22 protein-coding genes are annotated in these 22779 nt (G+C 57.1%); 8 read left to right on the top strand and 14 right to left on the bottom strand.

Annotated elements, in window-relative coordinates; translation table 11 throughout:
- Positions 1 to 89 precede the first annotated feature (89 nt).
- From AC2FLZ_RS08235 to AC2FLZ_RS08210, 6 genes are all read left to right on the top strand, one after another.
- On the top strand, positions 90 to 977 hold the full coding sequence (locus AC2FLZ_RS08235; RefSeq protein WP_480555194.1) for an N-acetylmuramic acid 6-phosphate etherase: 888 nt from the start codon (positions 90 to 92) through the stop codon (positions 975 to 977).
- Between the two features lie 24 nt (positions 978 to 1001).
- Entirely contained in the window at positions 1002 to 2255 is a 1254-nt protein-coding gene (locus tag AC2FLZ_RS08230) for an ABC transporter substrate-binding protein (protein ID WP_480520597.1), read from the top strand.
- Between the two features lie 66 nt (positions 2256 to 2321).
- Entirely contained in the window at positions 2322 to 3236 is a 915-nt protein-coding gene (locus tag AC2FLZ_RS08225) for a carbohydrate ABC transporter permease (RefSeq protein WP_496882054.1), read from the top strand.
- 12 nt (positions 3237 to 3248) lie between these two features.
- On the top strand, positions 3249 to 4088 hold the full coding sequence (locus AC2FLZ_RS08220; RefSeq protein ID WP_267366204.1) for a carbohydrate ABC transporter permease: 840 nt from the start codon (positions 3249 to 3251) through the stop codon (positions 4086 to 4088).
- A complete protein-coding gene (locus AC2FLZ_RS08215; protein ID WP_480520593.1) occupies positions 4085 to 5119 on the top strand; it encodes a Gfo/Idh/MocA family protein in 1035 nt (344 codons plus the stop codon). The genes AC2FLZ_RS08220 and AC2FLZ_RS08215 overlap by 4 nt, the downstream gene beginning before the upstream one ends.
- Entirely contained in the window at positions 5116 to 6111 is a 996-nt protein-coding gene (locus tag AC2FLZ_RS08210; protein ID WP_480606977.1) for an ABC transporter ATP-binding protein, read from the top strand. The genes AC2FLZ_RS08215 and AC2FLZ_RS08210 overlap by 4 nt, the downstream gene beginning before the upstream one ends.
- 83 nt (positions 6112 to 6194) lie before the next feature.
- Here the strand turns inward: AC2FLZ_RS08210 and AC2FLZ_RS08205 are convergent, their stop codons facing one another.
- The 14 genes from AC2FLZ_RS08205 to hpaR form a co-directional block, all read right to left on the bottom strand.
- Complete coding sequence (locus tag AC2FLZ_RS08205; protein ID WP_480555192.1) at positions 6195 to 8414, bottom strand: CHASE2 domain-containing protein; 2220 nt, start codon at positions 8412 to 8414, stop codon at positions 6195 to 6197.
- Positions 8415 to 8459: 45 nt separating this feature from the next.
- Positions 8460 to 9359, bottom strand: a complete 900-nt coding sequence (locus tag AC2FLZ_RS08200; RefSeq protein WP_496882053.1) for a FecR family protein — start codon at positions 9357 to 9359, stop codon at positions 8460 to 8462.
- A 397-nt stretch (positions 9360 to 9756) separates the two neighbouring features.
- A complete protein-coding gene (locus AC2FLZ_RS08195; protein ID WP_496882052.1) occupies positions 9757 to 11271 on the bottom strand; it encodes an aldehyde dehydrogenase (NADP(+)) in 1515 nt (504 codons plus the stop codon).
- Positions 11272 to 11342: 71 nt separating this feature from the next.
- Positions 11343 to 12023, bottom strand: coding sequence for a GntR family transcriptional regulator (locus AC2FLZ_RS08190; protein ID WP_480478132.1), 681 nt, complete (start codon positions 12021 to 12023; stop codon positions 11343 to 11345).
- Positions 12024 to 12250: 227 nt separating this feature from the next.
- Positions 12251 to 13276 carry a trans-3-hydroxy-L-proline dehydratase gene (locus tag AC2FLZ_RS08185; protein WP_480555189.1) on the bottom strand — a complete coding sequence of 342 codons (1026 nt, stop codon included), beginning with the start codon at positions 13274 to 13276 and terminating at the stop codon, positions 12251 to 12253.
- Positions 13277 to 13284: 8 nt separating this feature from the next.
- Complete coding sequence (locus tag AC2FLZ_RS08180; protein WP_480520581.1) at positions 13285 to 14385, bottom strand: cis-3-hydroxy-L-proline dehydratase; 1101 nt, start codon at positions 14383 to 14385, stop codon at positions 13285 to 13287.
- 15 nt (positions 14386 to 14400) lie between these two features.
- Positions 14401 to 15651, bottom strand: coding sequence for an NAD(P)/FAD-dependent oxidoreductase (locus tag AC2FLZ_RS08175; protein ID WP_496809289.1), 1251 nt, complete (start codon positions 15649 to 15651; stop codon positions 14401 to 14403).
- A gap of 66 nt (positions 15652 to 15717) precedes the next feature.
- Complete coding sequence (locus tag AC2FLZ_RS08170; protein ID WP_480478140.1) at positions 15718 to 16650, bottom strand: 4-hydroxyproline epimerase; 933 nt, start codon at positions 16648 to 16650, stop codon at positions 15718 to 15720.
- On the bottom strand, positions 16641 to 17600 hold the full coding sequence (locus AC2FLZ_RS08165; RefSeq protein WP_480478142.1) for a dihydrodipicolinate synthase family protein: 960 nt from the start codon (positions 17598 to 17600) through the stop codon (positions 16641 to 16643). Before AC2FLZ_RS08165 ends, AC2FLZ_RS08170 begins: the two co-directional genes overlap by 10 nt.
- 37 nt (positions 17601 to 17637) lie before the next feature.
- Positions 17638 to 18360 carry an amino acid ABC transporter ATP-binding protein gene (locus AC2FLZ_RS08160; RefSeq protein ID WP_496716253.1) on the bottom strand — a complete coding sequence of 241 codons (723 nt, stop codon included), beginning with the start codon at positions 18358 to 18360 and terminating at the stop codon, positions 17638 to 17640.
- The gene (locus AC2FLZ_RS08155; protein ID WP_480520577.1) at positions 18357 to 19019 is read right to left on the bottom strand and encodes an amino acid ABC transporter permease; all 663 of its coding nucleotides are present in this window, start codon (positions 19017 to 19019) and stop codon (positions 18357 to 18359) included. The genes AC2FLZ_RS08160 and AC2FLZ_RS08155 overlap by 4 nt, the downstream gene beginning before the upstream one ends.
- An 11-nt stretch (positions 19020 to 19030) precedes the next feature.
- The gene (locus AC2FLZ_RS08150; RefSeq protein ID WP_496716254.1) at positions 19031 to 19693 is read right to left on the bottom strand and encodes an amino acid ABC transporter permease; all 663 of its coding nucleotides are present in this window, start codon (positions 19691 to 19693) and stop codon (positions 19031 to 19033) included.
- Between the two features lie 72 nt (positions 19694 to 19765).
- Complete coding sequence (locus AC2FLZ_RS08145) at positions 19766 to 20566, bottom strand: transporter substrate-binding domain-containing protein (protein ID WP_480520573.1); 801 nt, start codon at positions 20564 to 20566, stop codon at positions 19766 to 19768.
- Between the two features lie 384 nt (positions 20567 to 20950).
- Positions 20951 to 21391, bottom strand: coding sequence for a homoprotocatechuate degradation operon regulator HpaR (gene hpaR, locus AC2FLZ_RS08140; RefSeq protein ID WP_480521553.1), 441 nt, complete (start codon positions 21389 to 21391; stop codon positions 20951 to 20953).
- Between the two features lie 107 nt (positions 21392 to 21498).
- On the opposite strand from hpaR, the gene AC2FLZ_RS08135 reads away from it, so the two are divergent.
- On the top strand, positions 21499 to 21897 hold the full coding sequence (locus tag AC2FLZ_RS08135; protein WP_267365252.1) for a 5-carboxymethyl-2-hydroxymuconate Delta-isomerase: 399 nt from the start codon (positions 21499 to 21501) through the stop codon (positions 21895 to 21897).
- 3 nt (positions 21898 to 21900) lie between these two features.
- Positions 21901 to 22779, top strand: an 879-nt coding sequence (locus tag AC2FLZ_RS08130) for an aldehyde dehydrogenase family protein (RefSeq protein WP_496882051.1), incomplete at its 3' end; no start/stop codon positions are given.

The following is a 22779-nucleotide window of genomic DNA, read 5'->3' as shown; positions in this document are numbered from 1 at the left end:
ATTGATTAATAAGGCCAATAGCGGCTGAAAAAAAATTAGTGGACAAATGGTATTGTATAGGTATGCTTTCTGGCAACGAGGAGAAACACGTGCTGCCACACATTACCGAACAACTCCACCCGGACGCATATGATTTGGGCAACCGACCGCTGGAAGAAGCGGCGCTGGCCTTGTGCAGGGGTCAACAGGAAGCGGCCGGTGCCCCGCAGGGCGCCCTGCGTGCGATTTGCGACGGTGCCGACGCCATGGCCCGCAGTCTGGCATCAGGTGGTTCATTGTATTACGCGGCGGCGGGGTCTTCGGGGCTGATGGCTGCGGCTGATGCAATGGAACTGGGCGGCACTTTCGGTATCGACGAAAACTGTATCCGTATCCTGATGGCCGGAGGGCTGCCGCAATCCGCGCATATGCCCGGTGGAACCGAGGATGACACCGATGGGCTGGTTGAAGGGCTGGCCGGACTTACGTGCAACGACACGGTCATTGCTGTCTCTGCCAGCGGCAGCACTCCTTATACACTTGAGGCGGCGCGACTTGCGCGTGCTGCGGGTGCCTGCACGATCGGGATAGCCAACAACCCGGGCAGCCCACTTTTGGCGCAATGCGATCACGCGATTCTGCTTGCCACCCCGCCTGAACTGATTTCAGGCTCAACCCGAATGGGCGCCGGTACAGCCCAGAAAATCGCGCTGAACATGCTTTCCAGCCTTATGGCAATCAAGTTGGGTCATGTTCATGACGGGATGATGGTCAACTTGCGAGCAGACAATGCAAAGCTGCGGGCGCGTGCGACCGGCATCGTCGCCCGGATCGCCGGAGTTGATGCAAGCACCGCCCAAAACGCCCTGGCACAAGCGCAAGGAGACGCCAAATCCGCCATCCTTATCGCTGCTCGCGGCGTTTCACTGGCGGCAGCCGATGCGCGCCTGAAAGAAACGGGCGGAGTTCTGAGCGCGGCACTGACACCTGATAAATAACTGCAAACCAAATGGGAGAGCACAATGAAACGTAATAGCCTGAAACTGGCCTTGCTTGGTGGGACGCTGTTAGCCTCTGCCGCCTATGCCGAAGACGTCACGCTGACCATCGAAAGCTGGCGTAACGATGACCTGACCCTGTGGCAGGACCAGATCATCCCGGCCTTTGAAGCAAAGCATCCTGGCATCAAAGTCCAGTTCACGCCGTCTGCTCCGGCAGAATACAACGCGGTTTTGAACTCGAAACTTGATGCGGGGTCTGCCGGTGACCTGATTACCTGCCGCCCCTTCGATGCTTCGTTGGCGCTTTATGAGGCTGGTCACCTGACCGATCTGTCCTCGGTCGAGGCGATGAACAACTTCTCGGACGTTGCAAAGTCTGCCTGGCAGACGGATGACGGTTCGGCCAGCTTCTGCGTGCCGATGGCGTCGGTAATTCACGGCTTCATCTACAACAAGGACGCTTTTGCCGAGTTGGGGCTCGAAGTGCCGACCACGGAAGACGAGTTCTTTGCCGCCTTGGACAAAATCAAGGAAGACGGCACTTACATCCCAATGGCGATGGGTACCAACGACCAATGGGAAGCTGCCACGATGGGTTACAATAACATCGGGCCGAACTACTGGAAGGGTGAAGAAGGTCGTCAGGCGTTGATCGCAGGCGAACAGAAGCTGACCGACGAAGCCTGGACAGCCCCGTACGCAACGCTGGCCCGCTGGGGTGCGTATCTGGGTGATGGCTACGAAGCACAGACCTATCCCGACAGCCAGAACATCTTCACTTTGGGCCGCGCAGCCATCTATCCTGCGGGATCATGGGAGATTTCCGGCTTCAACGCACAAGCCGATTTCGAGATGGGAGCTTTCAAGCCTCCGGTTCAGAACGCGGGCGACACCTGCTATATCTCGGACCATACGGATATCGGCATCGGCATGAACGCGGCTACGAAGAATCCTGAAGCCGCTGAAACATTCCTGACCTGGGTCGCAAGCCCTGAGTTTGCTGAGATCTTCGGCAACGCTTTGCCCGGGTTCTTCCCGCTGTCGAGCACTCCGGTCGAGTTGCAGGACCCGCTGGCCAAGGAGATCGTCGGCTGGCGTGAAGAATGTGAATCGACCATCCGCTCGACCTACCAAATCCTGTCGCGCGGAACACCAAACCTCGAGAATGAGACCTGGGGTGCATCCGTTGCCGCGATCAAAGGTGCCAAGTCGCCCGAAGAGCTGGGTGCAGAACTGCAGACAGGCCTCGCCTCGTGGTACGCACCACATCAGTAAGCTGAACCATACCCGGGCAGCATGAGTTGCCCGGGTACGCCCAGCATTCCATTGAAAGCGCTCCCCATGACCCGCCCCCGCATCCGCTGGCATATCGTCGTGTTTCTGGCACCAGCCGTACTTGTCTACACAGCGGTGATGATCTTTCCCCTGTTCAATACGCTCCGTCTGGCCCTTTACTCTGAGGTCGACCAGAGCCGCGTATTTGTTGGACTGCAGAACTTTCAAACGCTGTTTTTCGATCCGATCTGGTCGGAACAGTTCTGGAATGCGCTGGGCAACAATTTCTGGTTCTTTCTGGTTCACATGCTGGTGCAGAACCCTATCGGCGTCGCGCTGGCCGCACTGCTCAGCCATCCGCGCCTGCGATTTGCGGTGCTCTATCGGTCGGCGATCTTCATTCCGACAATCCTCAGCTTTGTGATTGTCGGGTTTGCATGGAAATTGATCTTGTCGCCCATCTGGGGCATCGCGCCTTCGATGCTGGACGCGGTTGGGCTGAAATCCCTCTTTGCGCCGTGGTTGGGGAAGGAGGAATACGCTCTGACCACTCTGGCGCTGATTTCGGTCTGGCAGTTTGTCGGTATCCCGATGATGCTGATCTACGCGGCCTTGCTGTCGATCCCCGGGGAAATCCTGGAAGCCGGGGAAGTGGATGGCATCACCGGTACAAGCGCCTTCTGGAAGATCAAGCTGCCGCTGATCCTGCCCTCGATCGGGATCATCTCAATCCTGACATTTGTCGGCAATTTCAACGCTTTCGATCTTATCTATGCTGCACAGGGTGCTCTGGCGGGGCCTGATTTCTCGACCGATATTCTTGGCACCTTCATGTATCGCACATTCTTTGGCTTCCAGCTGCAATTAGGTGATCCGCATATGGGTTCGGCCATTGCTGGTGCGATGTTTGCAATTATCCTGCTGGGTGTCTGTGTCTACCTATTCGGCATCCAGACCCGGATGCGCCGGTACCAGCTGTAAGGAGCAGATGACATGAACAAGGCCCGCTCCAACCCGCTAAACACCTTCGCGATGCATGGTGCACTGATCTTTTATACGCTGATCGCACTGTTTCCGGTTTTCGTGATCCTGATCAACAGCTTCAAGACCCGCAAGGCGATCTTTCGCGAACCGCTGGCGCTGCCCGATGCCGACAGTTTTTCGATGATCGGATATCAGACAGTGATGAAGCAGGGGGATTTCTTCCTTTATTTCCAGAACTCTCTGATTGTGACTGTTGCATCCCTGACATTGGTCCTGCTGTTTGGCGCAATGGCGGCTTATGCGCTGAGTGAGTACCGGTTCAAGGGCAACATGCTTATGGGTCTCTACCTGGCGCTTGGAATCATGATCCCGATCCGCATCGGCACCGTGGCCATCTTGGAAATGATGGTGGCGACCGGGCTGGTGAACACGCTGTGGGCACTTATCCTTGTCTATACGGCGCAGGGCCTGCCCTTGGCGGTGTTCATCCTAAGCGAGTTCATGAAACAGGTGAGTGACGACCTCAAGAATGCGGGCCGTATCGACGGGCTAAGCGAATACACAATCTTCTTTCGGCTTGTGTTGCCGCTGGTGCGTCCGGCAATGGCAACGGTTGCCGTGTTCAACATGATCCCGATCTGGAACGATCTATGGTTCCCGCTGATCCTGGCTCCTGCGGAAGAGACCAAGACACTGACACTGGGCAGCCAGGTCTTCATCGGTCAGTTTGTGACAGACTGGAACGCGGTCCTGTCAGCCCTTTCAATGGCGATCCTGCCGGTGCTGATCCTCTATGTGATCTTCTCGCGACAGCTTATCCGCGGCATCACGTCAGGAGCGGTGAAATGACTCGCGTCCTGATCGCAGGCCTTGGGAACATGGGGCTGAGCCATGCGCTGGCACATCACCATCACCCGGACGCGCAGATTGTCGGGCTGGTGAACCGATCCGGCCGCGTGGATCACTCTGATCTGACGCGCTATCCGGTGTATTCAAGTTTTGAAGCCGCTCTGACCGAAACCAAACCGGATCTGGTTGTTATCGCGACTTATTCGGACAGTCACGCGGATTACGCCTGCGCTGCGATGGAGGCGGGTGCCCATGTGTTTGTCGAAAAACCACTCGCCACCAACGTTGTCGATGCGCGGCGTGTGGTCGAAACAGCGGCGCGGCTGAACCGAAAGCTGGTGGTGGGCTATATCCTGCGCCACCACCCATCCTGGATGCGCCTGATCGCCGAGGCTCGCACTCTGGGTGGCCCCTATGTGTTCCGTCTGAACCTGAATCAACAATCCTCAGGGCCTGAGTGGGAGACGCACAAGGCCCTGATGCAGACCACGTCACCCATCGTGGATTGTGGTGTGCATTATGTCGATGTGATGTGCCAGATCACCGATGCAAAGCCTGTTCGCGTCCATGGCATGGGACTGCGCCTGTCGGATGAGATCGCGCCTGACATGTACAATTACGGCCAGTTTCAGGTGGTGTTCGATGACGGTTCGATCGGGTGGTACGAGGCTGGCTGGGGTCCGATGATGTCCGAAACTGCGTTTTTCGTGAAGGACATCGTTTCGCCCAACGGGTCTGTTTCGATCACCGACGGAAACAAGGGCGCGTCAGCAGACATCGATGGTCATACCAAGGTTGGTGGCCTTCTGGTTCACACGCCGCAGGGCGACCGGACTATCGACATGCCTGATGAGCCCGGTCATCAGGAACTCTGCGATGCTGAACAAGCCTATATGCTGCGCGCCATCGCCGAGGATATCGACCTGACCCGCCACATGTCCGACGCCGTACAATCCCTTGCAATCTGCCTGGCCGCTGACCAAAGCATCCGCACCGGCCAACCCGTTTCTCTTGAGGAGACCAGCCAATGACCGCCCTGTCACTGAAAAACATTCACAAATCTTTTGGCAATGTAGAGGTCCTGAAGGACATCAGTCTTGAGGTTGAGGACGGCGAGTTTGTGGTTTTTGTCGGCCCTTCCGGATGCGGAAAGTCCACTCTTCTGCGCGTTATTGCAGGGCTTGAAGACGCCACATCGGGCGAGATCAGAATTGCGGGCGAGCAGGTCAATCTGACCCCGCCCTCGAAACGCGGCATCGCCATGGTGTTCCAGAGCTACGCGCTTTATCCACACCTGAATGTACGCGGCAACCTGACCCTTGCCCTGAAACAGGAACGCCAGCCGAAAACCGTGATCGACGAGCGCGTCGCCGAGGCGAGCCGGATGCTGGGGTTGGAGCCCTACCTTGACCGCTACCCATCCGAACTGTCGGGGGGGCAGCGCCAGCGTGTTGCCATCGGTCGCGCCATCGTGCGCCAACCCAAGCTGTTTCTGTTCGACGAGCCGCTGTCCAATCTTGATGCCGCTTTGCGCATGAACACCCGGATTGAGATTGCAAATCTACACAGGCAACTCTCGGCTTCGATGATCTACGTCACGCACGATCAGACAGAAGCGATGACACTGGCCGACAAGATTGTGGTGCTGCGCGACGGACGGGTGGAACAGGTCGGCACCCCGATGGAGCTGTACAACAACCCGGCAAACCGCTTTGTCGCCGGATTTCTTGGTTCACCTTCCATGAATTTTCTGCCCGCAGACAGCCTGACCCCGGGCGATGCGCGTGAACTTGGGCTGCGCCCGGAGGACATCCGCTTGGAAAGCGGCGGACCGATTGCCGGCACCGTTTCACATGTTGAACAGTTGGGTGGTGATACCAATGTCATTCTGCAAACCAGCAACGTGCCAATCACAGTCCGGTTGTTTGGCCAGTACGCGATTGCCCCGGGTGACGATGTACAATTCGGGTTTGATCCTAGCCGCGCATATTACTTCGGGAATGACGGACAGAGATTACAGTAACGGCAGTTTTCGACCCGTTCTGCACCAGTTTGTTCTGGTGTGAGCGTGACCCAAAGAGTGCAACCGCTGGAAAACATGACTGGTTATCCAAGATTGTGGCGTGTGAACATGAATTGCCCGGATGGCAGGTTCGACCGGAAGTCAGCGGCACGACCGGACAGCGCCCTGTAGAACTGACGCAAGCCGGGCTCGATGTCTTCAGCCAGATTTTCGCACTGTTGGCACAAGGTATTGACCAGGCTGTTAGGGTGTCGATTTGTGATCGCCAAAATCAGCTCTGCATGTGCAACCCTGAGTTCCTGGAACGCCGCTGTTTGCAACAGGGCCTGATCGCCCACCAAAACAAAGACGGATTCCGGGTTGGCTTTGCCTTTCAGATCAACATGCCCGGCCTCTAACATGGCCAGATTCCCATGCGTGATTTCATGGACGCCGTTTGAAACGACGATGTCGTAGTCGACCGTTCGACAGCATTGTTCGATCCGCGCTGAGACATTCACGACGTCACCGATGACCGTATAGTTGAACCGTTTCTGCGAGCCGATATTGCCGACGCAGGCCTGTCCGGTCGCAAGCCCCGTTGCCAGCGCGATAGGGGGGCGGTTTCGCATGATGTCGGATGCATTGAACTCTGCCAAAGCGCGCCGCATCTTCAGCGCGGCTAATGCAGCCCGGCACGGGTGGTCAGCGACAGGTAAAGGCGCGTTCCAGAACGCCATAACAGCGTCGCCGATAAACTTGTCGATGGTTCCTCGTTCAGCCAGTATCTGGTCGCCGATACTGGAAAAAAGCGCATTCAGCAGCGAGACCAGCTCGGTGGCAGATGCGGACTCAGACAAAGGTGTAAAACCCCGGATGTCGGAGAACATCACTGTGATATCCTGCGTCTCACCTCCCAATTGCAGCTGATGTCCCGAGGCTTCCATCTCATCAAGGATCTCCGGGGCGACGTAATGAGAAAAGACTTTTCGGATTTTGCGCTTTTCCCGTTCGGTAGACAGGAAAAGATATCCTGCCAGCAGCCCGAAATTAGCCATGCCACCGATAAGCGGAAATGTGGCGTCGAACAAAACCGACTGGTTTTGAAAGACCAGCCAACTCAATATCAGAACGGCGGCAGCGGCGACACCGCCTGCAATGAAAGATGCAACCGCACCAAAACTGGACATGACGGCAATCACGACAAGCCCGAGAAAGGCGAAGGCAAGCATTTCCTGCGCAGCGGTCACATCCGAGCGGCTTAGCATTTCGTTGGTCAGGACCTGTTCCAGCACCTGGGCGTGAATTGAAACGCCGGGAACGCTCTCGCCAAGCGCCGTCTGGTGCATATCGAATAAACCGGCGGCCGACGTTCCGATCAGTATGATCCGCCCCTCAACTTCCGCCCGAACGTCCGCATCATCCGAGCCTTTGAGGATATCGTTGGCCGAAATATACAGCTCGGGCGCATCGCGCCTGTATCTCAGCCAAATCTCGCCGTTTTCTGTTGTTGGTATCCGGTATCCCCCGACCTCAACCGCCAACATGATGCCTGTTTCATCCTGTGCACCTTCGGCCACAATATTGGTCTCGCCCAAGGCAACTCTCAGGGCTTCAATTGACAGACCCGGCAACAACCCATCCGGCCCGCGCCAAAGAACCGGCACGCGGCGCATGATACCTGTTCCCCCGATGGGCGAGACGTTGACCCCACCAATACCTGCCGCGGTCCGGTCCAACGGAGGCGCAATTGGCGTCCAATGAGGAACTGAAATTAGACCTGCGGCGGGATTTTCACCGAATTCAATGATACCTGCTTTTGCAGTGATGGGGTTTCCTTCCGCCGACATTCGTGCGGCAGTCCCAAGAACGACCGGCCAATAGGCGATTTCCATCCCAAGCAAGACATCGTTATCGAGCTTTTGAGCGTGCCGTTCAACTGTAAGAACCCCTTCCAGAGACGGATCGTTCAGAAGCCGTGAGGGGGAAAACCGGTCAGGCTCAGCGAACAACATATCAAATGCGATAGCCGCAGCACCGTATTCACCCAGATTCTGAACCATTTGCGCCACCAGAGTCCGGGGCCAGGGCCATTGCCCCCAATTGGCCAGAGAGGCTTCGTCAATATCTACAACCCGTATGGGAAGGTCGGGATTGAACTCTCGCGGAGATGACCTTTGCAGAACGTCGAAATAGATCAGACGGGCCATTCGCACCGGATAGGGATCCATGACCCGGATGAAACAGCCCACCAGGATCAGACACAATCCGACAAGGCGGAACGCCCATTTCCCTGTCTTGGTTTTGCGCTTCTCGTTGCTCACGTCGTTCTCCGAAAAAGTGAGGCAAAGCCCAATTGGTCAAAAGCGCTATTGGACCAGTTCGTTTCCCGGCTCCTGTTGTTCCGGTTCTTCCGGTTCAGGCTCTTCTGGTTCCGGTTCAGGCTCTTCCGGTTCAGGCTCTTCCGGTTCCGGTTCGGGTTCTACTTCCGGCTCTGGTTGTGACGGGGGCGATGGCGGTGCTGCGACGCTGATTGCGCGCGGCTGCGGCGCAGTTCTGCGAATGTCGGCCCTGTCGACTTTGGCCTGCTGCACGGGTGCACCTTCGCCAGAACACCCCTCAACCCTCACCTGCAATGGAGGCAGCAGGCCTTCCTGCGACTGAACAAATGGGAAACCAGATTTCAGCGCCTGATCATACTGCGCCTGATCAGCAGGCCGCCCGACTGTCCCGCCTCCACTGGTGGCATACATGCTGCATACGCGGCCTGTGGACCTGCAAGACCCCTGTGCACTGCACATTTGAACCGTTCCGTGCAGGACAAGCATTGCACTCTGGGTTTGTGATACGACCCACATGTCGAAAGTTGTGCCACGAACTGCCATAGTCGCAGTCGGTGTCTTGATCGAATATGCACCTTTTCGGCTTTTGCCGGAAATGAATCGAAAGCTGCCACCCAAGGCCTGCACGGCAAAGCTTTTGGCCTTTCGATTGCCGCGCAGCATAGTCACGTCCAACACCATATGCGCATTGGGGCCAACGGCAATTTTTGTTTCATCCACAAATACGATCTGTACCAAACCGCTGTGATCTGTAGATATCGTATCGCCTGATTCAACGTCCATTCCTGAAATGACAGGCTGAGTGTTTCCGGCGCGAATGATCTGAGCGCCTTGCTTGGCGCTGATAACTGTTCCGATGTTGGCAAGGGCCTGCGCCGGCATGAGCGCGACAACAAATACAACCAACACAATCTTTAACCAAGTCAAACCAGAGCCCCTTCCCCCGACGGGTCTAAGTAAGCGCGAAGCGCGCCAAGCTCGATTTTTGCCCCCAGAAACGTGTTATTCTTATTCAAATGCTCTAAAATGCTAGCAATATTTATGCATTATGGTGTGTATTTGTAGCAAGTTGTTTTTTAATCCGCGTTTACCAGCTTAAACACTTACGGATATGTGGGCGATGGTCTCCGCCATGGTCAGTAGGTATGAACAACATGCTAACACCAATGGAAAAGAGAGCCGTAAGTGGGGCTAACTGGCAGGTGTTTAGCAAAGCAACTGAACAGGCCAAAGCGCAGTATCCGTCAAACTCGCGCATAGGGCACTTGGCTCATCGCTTTTCTCGCGATGAGCCTTGATGCTTTTGCAGCGTGTTGTTGAAGGATCAGAGGAATTGTTCGGGTAACAAAGCGTCTGGCATGTTTTGGTAACACACTGGTCTCAGGAACCGCCGGATTGACAATGTGCCAACCGAGGTAGCACCGAAATTGGTCGAAGCGGGGTAGGGGCCGCCATGCACCATGCTGTCGCAGACCTCGACGCCCGTGGGAAAGCCATTGGCCAGCGCACGCCCGGCCTTGCGCTCGAGGATCGGCATCAGGGACCGCGCGGTGTCCATGTCCGCATCATCCATATGCAGTGTACAGGTCAGCTGACCTTGCAGGCTGTGTGCGACGGCCTGCATTTCGTCAGGCGTTTCGGCGGTCACAATAACGCCTAGCGGGCCAAAAACCTCTTCACCAAGGGTTTCGTTTGCCAGCCAGTTCACAGCATTGGTGCGATACAGGTGCGGGGACGCGGTGCGTTGGCCACACATCGAGGTCAGAACCTCCTGCACACCTGTTGTATTGGCGATCCTTGCCTGACCAGCTCGATAAGCGTCGGCGATGCCGTCGGTTAGCATGGTCTGCGCGGGTGTCTTTGACAGGGCGGTTCGCGCGGTCTCAGCGAAGCGGTCCGCTGCTGCACCCGCCAGCATAACGGCGACCCCGGGGTTGGTACAGAACTGACCTGCGCCCATGGTCAGCGACCCCGCCCAGTTCTGAGCAATGTTGTCGCCCCGGTTCGTCAGCGCAGCATCGAGAATGAACATCGGGTTGACCGAGCCAAGTTCACCGAAAAACGGGATTGGCTCAGGACGCGCGGCACACAGATCGAACAGTGCCCGACCACCAGCCAATGAGCCAGTGAATCCGACAGCCCTGATCAGCGGGTGTTGTACCAAAGCGGAACCTACGGTCCGGTCACCCCCCTGAATCAGACTGAAAACACCGGGATGAATTTTGCAGCGTTCGATGGCAGCATGTATGGCCTCGGCTATGATCTCACCGGTACCCGGGTGAGCGCTGTGCCCTTTTACGACAACGGGGCACCCAGCAGCCAAAGCGGCTGCGGTGTCGCCGCCTGCGGTTGAAAAGGCCAAAGGGAAATTCGAAGCACCGAATACAGCGACAGGGCCAATAGGGCGCTGAATCATTTTCAGATCCGGGCGCGGCAGCGGCGAGCGGTCTGGCAACGGGCCGTCGTGGCGCCGATCCAGATACTCACCGCTCAGAATATGTGTGGCAAACAAGCGAAGTTGACCCGATGTGCGACCCCGCTCCCCTTGCAGACGGGCCTCGGGCAGGCCGGTTTCCTGCGTGCCTATTGCAGTAATCGCCTCGGCGCGGGCTTCGATCTCATCTGCTATGGTATTCAGAAATGCCGCGCGGTCTTCCCGGGTCGAAAAACCATAGCTCCAGAACGCTTCTTCGGCAGCTTCCGCAGCTGCATCAACATCCTGAAGACGCCCCACCGAAAAACTGTGTGAAGATCCAAAAGCGGGCTGTGACTGAAAAACCGTGTCACCTGAAAGCCAATTTCCAGCGATGAGGTGCTTACCATGGGGGGAGCAGGTCATGAATGTTCCATATCTACGATTCTAATGTTATGGATAATGTATCCAATTAAGGAGGGCAATCAAGCGCCCTGTTAGGTCTCCTCCATGGCGCGTTTTGCCACGATCATCTCCAGCAGTTGTTCCTTTGTTCGCCGGATGTGCCGCATCAGCATGTCACAGGCTTCGTCGACGTTCCCTGCTTGCGCTAGTTTCAACAGCTCTCGATGTTCTTTTTTCGCCGGTTCCCGCTGCTTCATCACGCTCAGATGCATTCGGACATAGCGGTCTGATTGCAGATTGACGCGATCCAGCAATTCATTTGTCAGTTTCCTCTGCGATGCCGCGTAAAGGGCGGAGTGGTATTGATAGTTCAGGATCCCCCACTTCCCGACGTCATTCTCGTCATAAGACGCTTCCATCTGTGTCAATATGTCGTTGCATCGCGCAAAGTCGGCAGATGTCATCTGCGGAATGGCTCTGCGGAAAAGATCGACTTCAATAAGCATTCGAAGGTCGAATATCTCTCCGATTTCATTCAGGGAGTGCTTGGTGACTGATCCGCCCCGATTATTGGCCCATTGAATCAGGCCTTCAGCGTTCAGACGCTTCAGGGCCTCGCGGATGGGCATCCGCGATACGTCGTATTCCTCGGCCAGAGCTTCCTGGCGAATAGCTTCACCTTCGGCAAGTTCACCATTCAGTATCCGCTCACGAAGATCGTTCGCGATGACATCTGGTAGGCTTTGCTTGGTTATTGCGCGCTTTCCTGCCATATTTTTCCTGCCACTTGTTTGGGTACAGCTACCGGTTACCGGCGGTTATTCCAAGTTGAGCCGCGACGCGACCACTTAGAAAGCTGATTAAGGACACTCCGTTTAATAATGCATCCAATATCCATGTTGTTTCAACCCTGCTGAGACAGCGAGGTAAGACCAAGTGCGAATGGAACCTTCTGTGACCGCCTTTCCCTGAGAGCGGGCACGGTCAATGCACTATTTAGTCAGACACCCCAGGTGTCCGACAAGCGATACCCGCCAGGCCAGGGGTCATCTGGGTCAAGCATGTGTTGATGAATGCCGGTGATCCAGCCGCGCCCACTTATTTCGGGGACAATCGCGGCACGGCCCGCCACCTCGGTGGCATCGACGATCCTGCCAGTGAACCGTGATCCGATGATCGAGACCGCCTCGAATGTCTGACCCGGCGACATCAACCCCTTTGCAGCCATCAGCGCCATGCGTGCGGAAACCGCTGTACCCGTGGGCGATCTATCAACTTTGCCCGGTTGGATTGCGACGGCAGATTTGCCAGTTAATCCGGTCTCGGTCTGGCTGATCGGGCCGCAGAAAGCACAGAATGAAATGTGGTCCCAATCCGGGTTTTCAGGATGCGAAAACCCAAGCTGTTCATTGGCTGCATTGGTGATCTTCACCCCCAATCGGGCGATGTCACGGGCCTCGTGTTCGACAATCTCGAATCCCAATGCCTGTGCATCGACCACGACAAAACTGTCACCCCCATAGGCGGTATCAACCATGATCGTATCCAATCCGGGTACCTCAAGCGGGACGGACAGTTTGTCGGCAAAGCTGGGCAGGTTCTGCACGAAAATGCGTTGCGCTTTTCCACCGCTGCATTCCGCCCGTACACGAACCAGCCCGCCTGGGGCCTCAAGCACCATATGAGTTTCGGGTTCCTGCATCGGAATGATTCCGCCATCCAGCAATACGGTTGAAACACAGATCGAGTTCGAACCGGACATGGGTGGCGTGTCTTCGGGTTCCATAATGATAAAGGCCGCGTCGGCCTTGGGGTGTTTCGGGGGCACCAGAAGATTGACATGACGGAAAACACCGCCCCGAGGTTCGTTCAGAACGAAGTTGCGCAGCGTCTGGTCGCCCGCGACAAAGCTGCGCTGTTCCCACAAGGTATCGCCCGGAGGCGGGGCGACACCCCCAACGATAACATCCCCTACTTCGCCTTCTGCATGGGCTGAAATGACATGAACGGTTTTGCTGCTCCGCATCGGATCTCTCAATATTGTGCGACAGGCTCGCCCAGAGCGTCGAAAATCGGTGTAACGCCCAGACCCGGACGGGCGGGTGCGGTCATCCGGCCGTTGACACGCTTTGGCGCACCCTCGGCAATGTCCACCGTGCCGTAGGAATTGAAATCCGTGGCAGAGAATGTGAACTCGGACGGCGTCGAACGGGCCAGATGTGCAATCGCCGCAGTGGTAATGTCGCCACCCCAGGTGTCTTCGATCGTCATGGGGATGCCGTGCGCCACGCAGAGGTCACGCATAAGGCGGGCTTTGGTCAACCCTCCGACTTTCGAGATCTTGAGGTTGATCACATCCATCGCGTCTTCGGCAATGCCGCGGACCAGCGTGTTGGGGGTGTCGATCACCTCGTCCATCACGAAAGGCAACGCGGTGCGGCGGCGGATCGACACGCATTCCTCATACGTCAGGCAAGGCTGTTCCACATAGACATCCAGACCCGAAATCGCTCCCACCACGCGGGCGGCCTCGTGCCGGGTCCAGCCGGTATTGGCGTCCGCTACCAGCAGGTCCGTCTTTTTCAGAACGGCGCGGGTGGCGTGGATACGGTCAATGTCGTCATTGGCCTCGCCACCCACCTTGAGCTGAAACTTGGTGTAGCCTTCGGCGGCATAGCCTTCGATCTTTTTGGCCATGATCTCGGGTGCTTCCTGACTGATCGCGCGATAAAGCACCACATCGTCCTGCGCCGCGCCCCCCAGCAAGGTGTAAAGCGGCTGTTCCGTGGCCTTGCCCAGCAGATCCCAGCAGGCAATATCCACCGGGGCCTTGGCATAAGGATGACCCCGCAAGGCCGCATCCATCGTGCGGTTGATCTGACCGATATTCAGTGGGTCCTGCCCGATCAAATGCGGGGCCAGCTCTGCCAGCCCGGCCCGGACGCCGAGCGCGAAAGACGGCAGATAGGCCGAGCCAAGCGGGCAGCATTCGGCATAGCCTTTCAACCCCTCATCCGTGATGATTTCCAAAACGGTGCTGTCAAACACTTCGACAAAATTGCCGTTGGACCAGCTATAGCGGCCTTCTTTCAGCGGCAGATTCACCTGATATACGTTCAGCCCGGTGATTTTCATAAGGTGTTCTCCAGATTAGAAGCGTGTGGATGCGAAAGGTGACATATCGAGCACCGGCTTGGCGTCAGTGACCAGATCGGCCACCAGTTCGGCCGTGCCTGCGGATTGGGTCAGCCCCAGATGACCATGGCCAAAGGCATAAATCACCTTTGGTGCGCGCGAAGATCGGTCAATCACTGGCAGGCTGTCGGGCAGTGACGGGCGAAAGCCCATCCATTGCGTGCCGCCCTCTAGGTTAAGGTCTGGCATGAAGCGCCCGGCCTTGGCCAGCAACGTGTCAGCACGCCGGTAATTCGGGGCCAGCTTCAATCCACCCAGTTCGACCGCGCCACCGATGCGCACACCGCCGTTGATCCGGGTCACCACAAACCCTTGCCCCCCAAAGGTCAGATGCGTGCGCAGGTCAAAAGCGCCTTCGGGCAGGGTCGTGTTATAACCCCGCTCGGTCTCTAGCGGGATATGATCCCCTAGGGATTTGGCCAGTTGGTGTGACCAGGCTCCGGCGGCGACAATCACCTGACCTGCCGAAATGTCACCGTTGACGGTGACGAGACGCACGCCGTCATCGGTTGGTATCAGTGCCGTGATCCCTGCGATCTTAACCTGCCCACCGCGCGCGATGAACTGTTCCGCCAGATGCTTGGTCCAGCGGGCCGGATCGACGGTATTCATCCATGTCGGGGTAAAACCCGCATGGGTGAATCGCCGGTTCAGTCCGGGTTGAATCTCGGCAATTGCATCCGGACTGTCCAAAAGATCAAACGGAATGCCATGGTCCTTGCGCAGGTCCCAGGTGGGCAGGCTGGCACGGAATTCGCTCTCATTCTCGAACAACTGCAACTGGCCTTCGCGCTGCATCAGCGCCTCGCCGTCAACATACGCGATCTGGCGCTCCAGCGCGGCGCGGCTGTGGTTCATCAGCGCGGCTTGTGCGGACAGTGAGGCAGCATAACGATCCCGCCAACTGGCCCGCCAGAACCGGAGCATCCACGGTGCAATACTCAGCGCATAAGCGGGTGGAATCGACAAAGGCCCCAGCGGATCAAGCAGCCATTTTGGTGCTTTGCGCATGATCCCTGGGGTTGCAAGCGGCACGATATCTGTAAAGGCAAAGGCCCCGGCATTGCCCTTTGACGCTCCGGCTGCAACGCCTTCACGGTCCAGCACCAGCACCTGCCTTCCACGCTTTTGCAATTCCAGCGCAGCGCTGATGCCAATGATGCCAGCACCGATCACAACTATGTCCGTTTTGGTGTCATGCTGCATGGTTACAGGTTCTCAAATCGTGGTGCGGGGTCGGGGACCGGACAGTGTCTGTCCCCGGACTTGATTTCAAAGCGCGATACCATCACGGAACGGATCATTCGGCGCGAAAACCAACCTGCCTTCCGACATGATATGCGCCTGCCCGGTTAGGGTGGGAATGACACCCCCGTTTGGGCCGGGTTGGTAGCTCAGCACATAGGGGCTGCCGATCACGCTTTCCTGCACAATCTCTTCCCCGGCGGCCAGCGCCCCGTTTTCCGCCAGACAGGCGAGGCGCGCCGAACTGCCCGTACCGCAGGGCGATCGGTCATATTGATTGTCCGGGCACAGTACAAAGTTGCGGCTGTGAACATCCTTGTTGGGGGATTGATCCTGTAGGATCACGTGATCGACCAGTTCTCCGTTTTCACCACGCACGCCCTGTGCGATGCAGGCTTCACGTATGGCGATGGTCAGATCTGTCAACGCACGAAAATTTCCCGGATTCACCGGGATCGGGCTGGGATCAACAATGAAGAACCAATTTCCGCCATAGGCAAGATCGCCGGTTATCGACCCATGGCTGCCGACCTCAATTTGCACAGCTGCCCGCACGCGGCGGCTCTCGACATTTGTGACGCGCACGGTATTGGCGTCCAGCAACTCCACCGAGATGACCCCGACCGGGGTTTCCACCCGGTGCGTGCCCGGCCGGATCCGACCCATATGGGCCAGAGTGACACCCAAACCGATGGTGCCATGCCCGCACATGCCCAGAACGGCATCCGCATCGAAATAGATCACGCCGGTCTCGCATCTTGAATCTTCGGGCGCGACCAGAAGCGCGCCCACCATTCCGGGCTGTCCGCGCGGTTCCAGTAAGATGGATTTGTAGAACACCTCATGCTCGGTGGCCAAGCGTCGTGCACGCTCGGCCAGTGGGCCGGACCCCAGATCGGGGCCACCGTCGAGGATTACCCGCGTAGGCATTCCCCCGGTGTGACTGTCAATCACATGCATTCAGCAATGACCCCGCCCTGGTCGGACCAATCAGTAAACCAAGTGCGGAACAGGTCGTATTGCTGTTCGCAATAGTTGCGCTGGGCATCCGTCAACTCGTCGGTTTCGTTGAAGTGCAAGCGGTACTCTTCTTCGCCGTTCAGGACCAGCAGGTGTTTGTAATACAGTACCAGATCGGTGCCTTCGTCAAAGCTGGCCAGCACGCCAAAGGCTTCTTCCAGTTCCCGCGCGCGAAGGCGGGCTTCGGCATGACCGGCTGCCGCTTTCTGACACAGGGCCGCAAGCAGAAGTGCCTCTTTTGGCAGGGCAGTGCCAATCCCTGTGATCGAGCCGGTGGCGCCGCAATTGACGAAGCCATGGTAGACTTCGGTGTCTACACCAACCATCAGTGTGACCTGATCATCTTTCGAGGTAATGTGTTCCGCCGCATAGCGCAGATCGCTTTTGCCACCGAATTCCTTGAACCCAACCAGGTTGGGATGATCTGCGCGCAGTTCCAGGAACAGATCGGCGCGCGTCGCAAAGCCGTAAACCGGGCTGTTATAGATGATTGCCGGAATATCAGGTGCAGCCGACAGGATCGCTTTGAAATGGTTGCGCTGCGCCGCGATGGACGATCCACGCGACAATACACGCGGGATCACCATAAGCCCTGCCGCACCAACTTTTTGCGCATGTGCGGCAAGCGCTACGGCGGATTTCGAATTTATCGCACCGGTGCCGACGACAACGGGCAGTCCGGCTGCGATCAGACGTTCGACACCTTCCATCCGTTCGGCATCCGACAAGAGAGGCCAATCGCCCATCGAGCCGCAATAGACCACGGCGGACATGCCTGCTTCGATCATTTCCTTGCCCTTTTTCACCAGCGCGTCGAAATCCGGTGTCCGGTCCGGCTTGCAGGGGGTCATCAGGGCTGGCATGGTGCCGGTGAAGATATTCTGGGACATGAAGGTAACCTTCCTAATTGTATTGGGGCGGGGGCTTTTATCGCACATTCGACAGGAATTTGCGGGTATGTTCGGATTGGGCTTCGCTAAAAATCTGCGCGGGCGGACCGATCTCTTCCATCACGCCCTGATGAAAAAAAGCAACCCGGTCTGATACATCACGAGCGAAACCCATCTCATGCGTGACACAAATCATCGTCATCCCTTCTTCGGCCAATAACCGCATCGTGTCGAGAACCTCGCCCACCAGTTCAGGATCCAGCGCCGAGGTTGCTTCGTCAAACAGCATGTATTCCGGCTCCATCGCCAGCGCGCGGGCAATGGCAAGTCGCTGCTGCTGACCGCCCGATAAGGCCGAGGGAAAGACGTTCAGCTTCTCGCCCAACCCTACATGGGTCAACTGCTTTGCGGCAATGTCACACGCCTCGTCCCTCGACTTGCCTTTGACAATCTTCGGGGCCAACGCAACGTTTTCCAGTGCTGTCAGGTGCGGAAAGCTGTTCCATTGCTGGAACACCATCCCCAGCTTTGTGCGCAGCTTGTTGATGTCGGTGCCTTTAGCATGAACATCAATGCCATCAACCCTGACCGATCCTTGCTGGATCGGTTCCAGCCCGTTGATGCAATAGAGAAGGGTCGATTTACCGGAGCCTGACGCACCGATCACCGACAGAACTTCTCCTTTCTGCACATCCAGATCGATGCCTTTCAGCACATGCAGCGATCCGAAATATTTGTGCAGGTCGCGAATTTCGATCATTGGGCCCACCTTTTTTCTAGTGACGCGGAATACCGCGAAATCGGATAGCTGAGCGCGAAATAGAACGCGCCAGCGATTGTCAGGATCAGGAACGGTTCCTGCGTGCGGGTGATCAGGATCTGGCTGGCCTTGAGCAGCTCGACATAGCCCAGAACTGAGACCAGTGCGCTGTCTTTCATCACACCCAACGCGACCCCGACCCATGCCGGGAACACCGCGCGCCCACCGATCGGGAAGACGACATAGCGCAGATCCTGCCAATAGGTCATGCCCAGACTGCGCGCCGCGCGGCGCATCGGATCGCCGACGGCCTCAATCCCGCCGCGCGCCACATTCGCAACCAGTGCTGCTGTGTAGATGGATAGGATCACCACGCCCGAGGCGAACGGGTCCAGATTGAGTCCGACAATAGGTGCAAAGTTGTAAAACAGCACCAGTTGGATGATCAGAGGGACCGAACGGAAGATATCCAAAACCGGAGCCAACGTCAGGGTCGCTGCCAGTTTGCCCTCGTACAGAAGCCAACCGCACACCACGCCAAAAACCGTTCCAATGGAAATCGAAAGCATTGAGATCCAGAGCGTTCGCAGCGCGGCTTCGCCCAGAAACCACAGATCGTTGATGTTGAAGCCGCTGAAAAAGCTGACAGTGGGTTGCATCTGTGCCTCCTTCAGTAGCGGAAAAGCCGGGACGCCAGCAGGCGCGAGGCAAAAAGGATGATTTTGACGATCACGTAGTAGATGACCGCGGTGACGGCGAAATATTCAAAGATTCGGAAAGTGCGCGAGGCAAAGAACTGCGTCTCGCCCGACAGTTCCCGGAAGCCGACCAGCATACCCAGTGACGACATCAAAACAGCCCAGACCATCTGGTTCGTGATCGGATGATAGACAATGCGAAACACCTGCGGGATCACGACGCGTGTGTAAGCCTGCCACGCGTTCATGCCCAGCGATCGCGACGCACGTAACTGTGTCTCGGGGACGGCCTGAAAGCCGCCACGGAAGTTTTCAGCCAGATAACCGGCGCAATTGAATGTCAGTCCGGCCAGCACGATGAAGTACGGCGACAGATGCAGGCCAAAGGCACCAAGCCCGAAGCCGAAAAAGAACAGCTGGAACAGTGCCGGAGTATTGCGCGCCAGTTCGACCCAGGCTGAGGCGAACCAGTAAGGCAGTCCTTTCAGGTGCAGCCGCGTCAGTGCCAGACAAAGCCCGATGATGATGCCAAGGACCATTGCCAGCACGGCAACCTGTATCGTCAGCAGCGATGCTTCAAGCAGGTCTGGCAGGCTTTTCATCACCGGCCGCCAATGGAAGTTATAGTCGAACACGGGTGTTCCTCGCGCAATTTACCAGTCCTTTCGCCCGAAGAGAACCGGGCGAAAGGTTGGTACGGTAAAGGATCAGTACATTACGCCGGGAATGCGAAGTTCGGGGGCTTCGCCACCGACATAATTTCCCCAATGCTCCTGATAGCGGCCCGAACGCACCTGGTGGGTCACGAACAGGTTCAGGAAGTTCAGCCAGGTGACATCTTCGCGCTTGCCGACAACCGAAGTGTAGTCGGTGGTCCATGGCATGCGAGGACCGGCAACAACAGTGTCATATTGCTGGGTAATCGGCAGCACGGCAGTGTTTGTGGTAATGCCGATATCGGCCTTGCCCTGAGCCACCGCCAGGAACACTTCATTCTCGGATTGATAGCCCTGATAATTGCCTTCTTCACCCCATTCGGCGGCGATCTTCAGCCATTCCTGCTCGGGCACGGTGCCGATCGCGGCAGCCACGCGCTTGCCACGGATATCCTCGAAGGTTTCAATGCCACTTTCGGCATTCACCACACCCTGCGCATAATAGATGGCGTAAGGAATGGTAAAGCCCACCGTCCGCGCCCGTTCAAGGCTGTCCGAGGTTGCTCCGAACACAACGTCTGCGCGTCCGGTGACGATCACTGGCAGGCGTTCCGCCCAGGTCAGCGGCAGGATTTCGGCCTCAACTTCAAGAGCGGCGGCCAGATCATTGCAGTATTCGACATCAAAGCCTGCCGGTTCGTTATTCGCGTCGCGATACCCAATTGGCGGAAAATCCAACACAACACCGCAGCGCAATGTCCCGCGATCTACGACATCGTCCAGCGTGTCCGCCATCGCAGGAACCGTGGTGATGGTGGTGAGGGCCGCCAGTGCGGCGAGTTTCTTGAGCATGTGATCCTCCCTGAATCAATCGATACGCGCAGCTATAGAGGATATTGTATCCAACATCCAGTATTTTGTTGAGCAGGGAAAGCCTGCTTTCAAAGGGTGTCATGGCTCTTGGGTGCGATTGAAATGACTGACTTGGCCCGCGTGGAAGGCCGTCATTCGACGGTGGCCAAATGGAATTGGCACCAGGTATTACTGAGTTGGAGGTTTTGGCCGAAAGTGGTCCGTCGTCAAACGTGAAGGTGCATTGTGCTCAGAAGCCGGGGTGCTTTCAGCTTGAGACGGAAAACGTTTTGTGATGGGAGTGTGTGACGCCTAGGCAACTCCAACCTGCGTCTCTTAAAGAAAACCGGCAATGCTGGCCCGCGCGACCAAATGTGCGTTCGGTCAGACTTTGACGGCTTGGAGTTCTTCGAGCAGGTCGAGGAGTTGATTGAGTTTTTCTTGTCCCATTTGTTTTTCGATACTTTGGTAGATCTGCAGAGAGGTTCCGAGGTTTTCGGCGAGGATGTTTCGTCCTTCGTTTGTGATCTTCACCATTGTGCGTCGTTTGTCATGGCTGTCCTGGCGGCGTGATATTTGGCCTTCGGCTTCCATCGTGCGCAGGATGCGGGTGAGGCTTGGCAACAACAGGCAGGCCTCTTTGGCGATTGAGCTTTGCTCCACTTCACCCAGCTCGTCCAGCACGCGCAGGATGCGCCATTTCTGCTCGGTCAGTTGTATCCCCTGCAGCATGTCCCGGATGGGGGCCATGACGGTTTCGCGTGCGCGCAGCAAGGCAATCGGTAGGGCGCGCGAGGTGTTCTTGGTGTGGCTTTGTTCACTCATGGCAGTCTTGTAATTCGCGGAGTCAAAAGATGCAAAGATTAACAAAGCAAGTTCTTGACAGTGGGGGTTCCAATTTACTAAACATGTTTACCATTTGAGGGGAGCACATGCCACATTTTCACGTCGAATATTCCGGCAATCTGGAAGACAGGATCGATATGAGTGGCTTGTGCGAATGCATCCGGGCCACGGCTGCCGGGATCAAGACATTCCCCCTGCCCGGTATTCGTGTCCGGGCCACGCGGGTCGATCACTATGCCATCGCGGACGGCAATCCGGCGCATGGGTTTATCGATATCTCGATCCGCCTGCGCGCTGGCCGGGCTGCGGATGTCAAACGGGACGCCACGCAGCGCATTTTCGAGGCGGTTGAGGCCTATCTGTCCCCCGCCTTCGCCGGACATTCCATCGCGCTCTCGCTTGAGATGCGTGACATTGACCCAGACCTTTCGCCCAAGACCGGCACGATCCGGGACCATTTGGGCGCGACCAACCAGGAGACCTGATCCATGAGCGCACTGGATACGAACATCGAGAAGCTGGCGGGCTTTCTGGCGCGGTTTAAGGAGACCGGCATCAAGAACCGGATCGCGGGCGAAGATCGCGACGGTTCCGCAGGGGTGTTCCAATCCACATCTCCGGTTGACAGGTCGGTGATCTGCGATGTCGCCCATGGCACTGCCGATGATATCGACGCTGCCGCCAATGCCGCTCATGTCGCATTTGCCGATTGGCGCGACATGCCTGCCACCGAGCGGCGCCGCATCTTGCTGAACGTTGCCGATGCGATCGAGGCCCGTGCCGAGGAAATTGCGCTGTGTGAATGCTGGGACACAGGCCAGACCCTGCGCTTTATGTCCAAGGCCGCGCTGCGGGGGGCCGAGAACTTCCGGTATTTCGCGGATCAGGTGATACAGGCGCGGGACGGTCAGCATCTTAAGTCGCAGACCCTGATGAACATCACCACGCGCGTTCCGATTGGTCCGGTGGGGGTGATCACGCCGTGGAACACGCCGTTCATGCTGTCGACATGGAAGATCGCGCCTGCTTTGGCCGCCGGGTGCACCGTGGTTCACAAACCGGCCGAAGATTCTCCGCTGTCCGCTCGCCTGCTGGTGGAGATCGCCGAAGAGGCCGGGCTGCCCAAGGGGGTGCTGAACACCGTGAACGGGTTCGGCCCCGATGCGGGTAAGGCGTTGACGGAACATCCGTTGATCAAGGCGATTGCCTTTGTCGGTGAAAGCCGCACCGGCAGCAGCATCACCAAACAAGGTGCCGATACGCTCAAGCGGATGCATCTGGAGCTGGGCGGCAAGAACCCGGTTGTCGTGTTCGACGACGCCGATCTCGACCGGGCGCTGGATGCGGTGATCTTCATGATCTACTCG

This window comes from Ruegeria sp. YKSF131, from assembly GCF_059612645.1.
The sequence above is the reverse complement of the archived record's forward strand: the minus strand, read 5'-3'. Positions and strand labels throughout refer to the sequence as shown.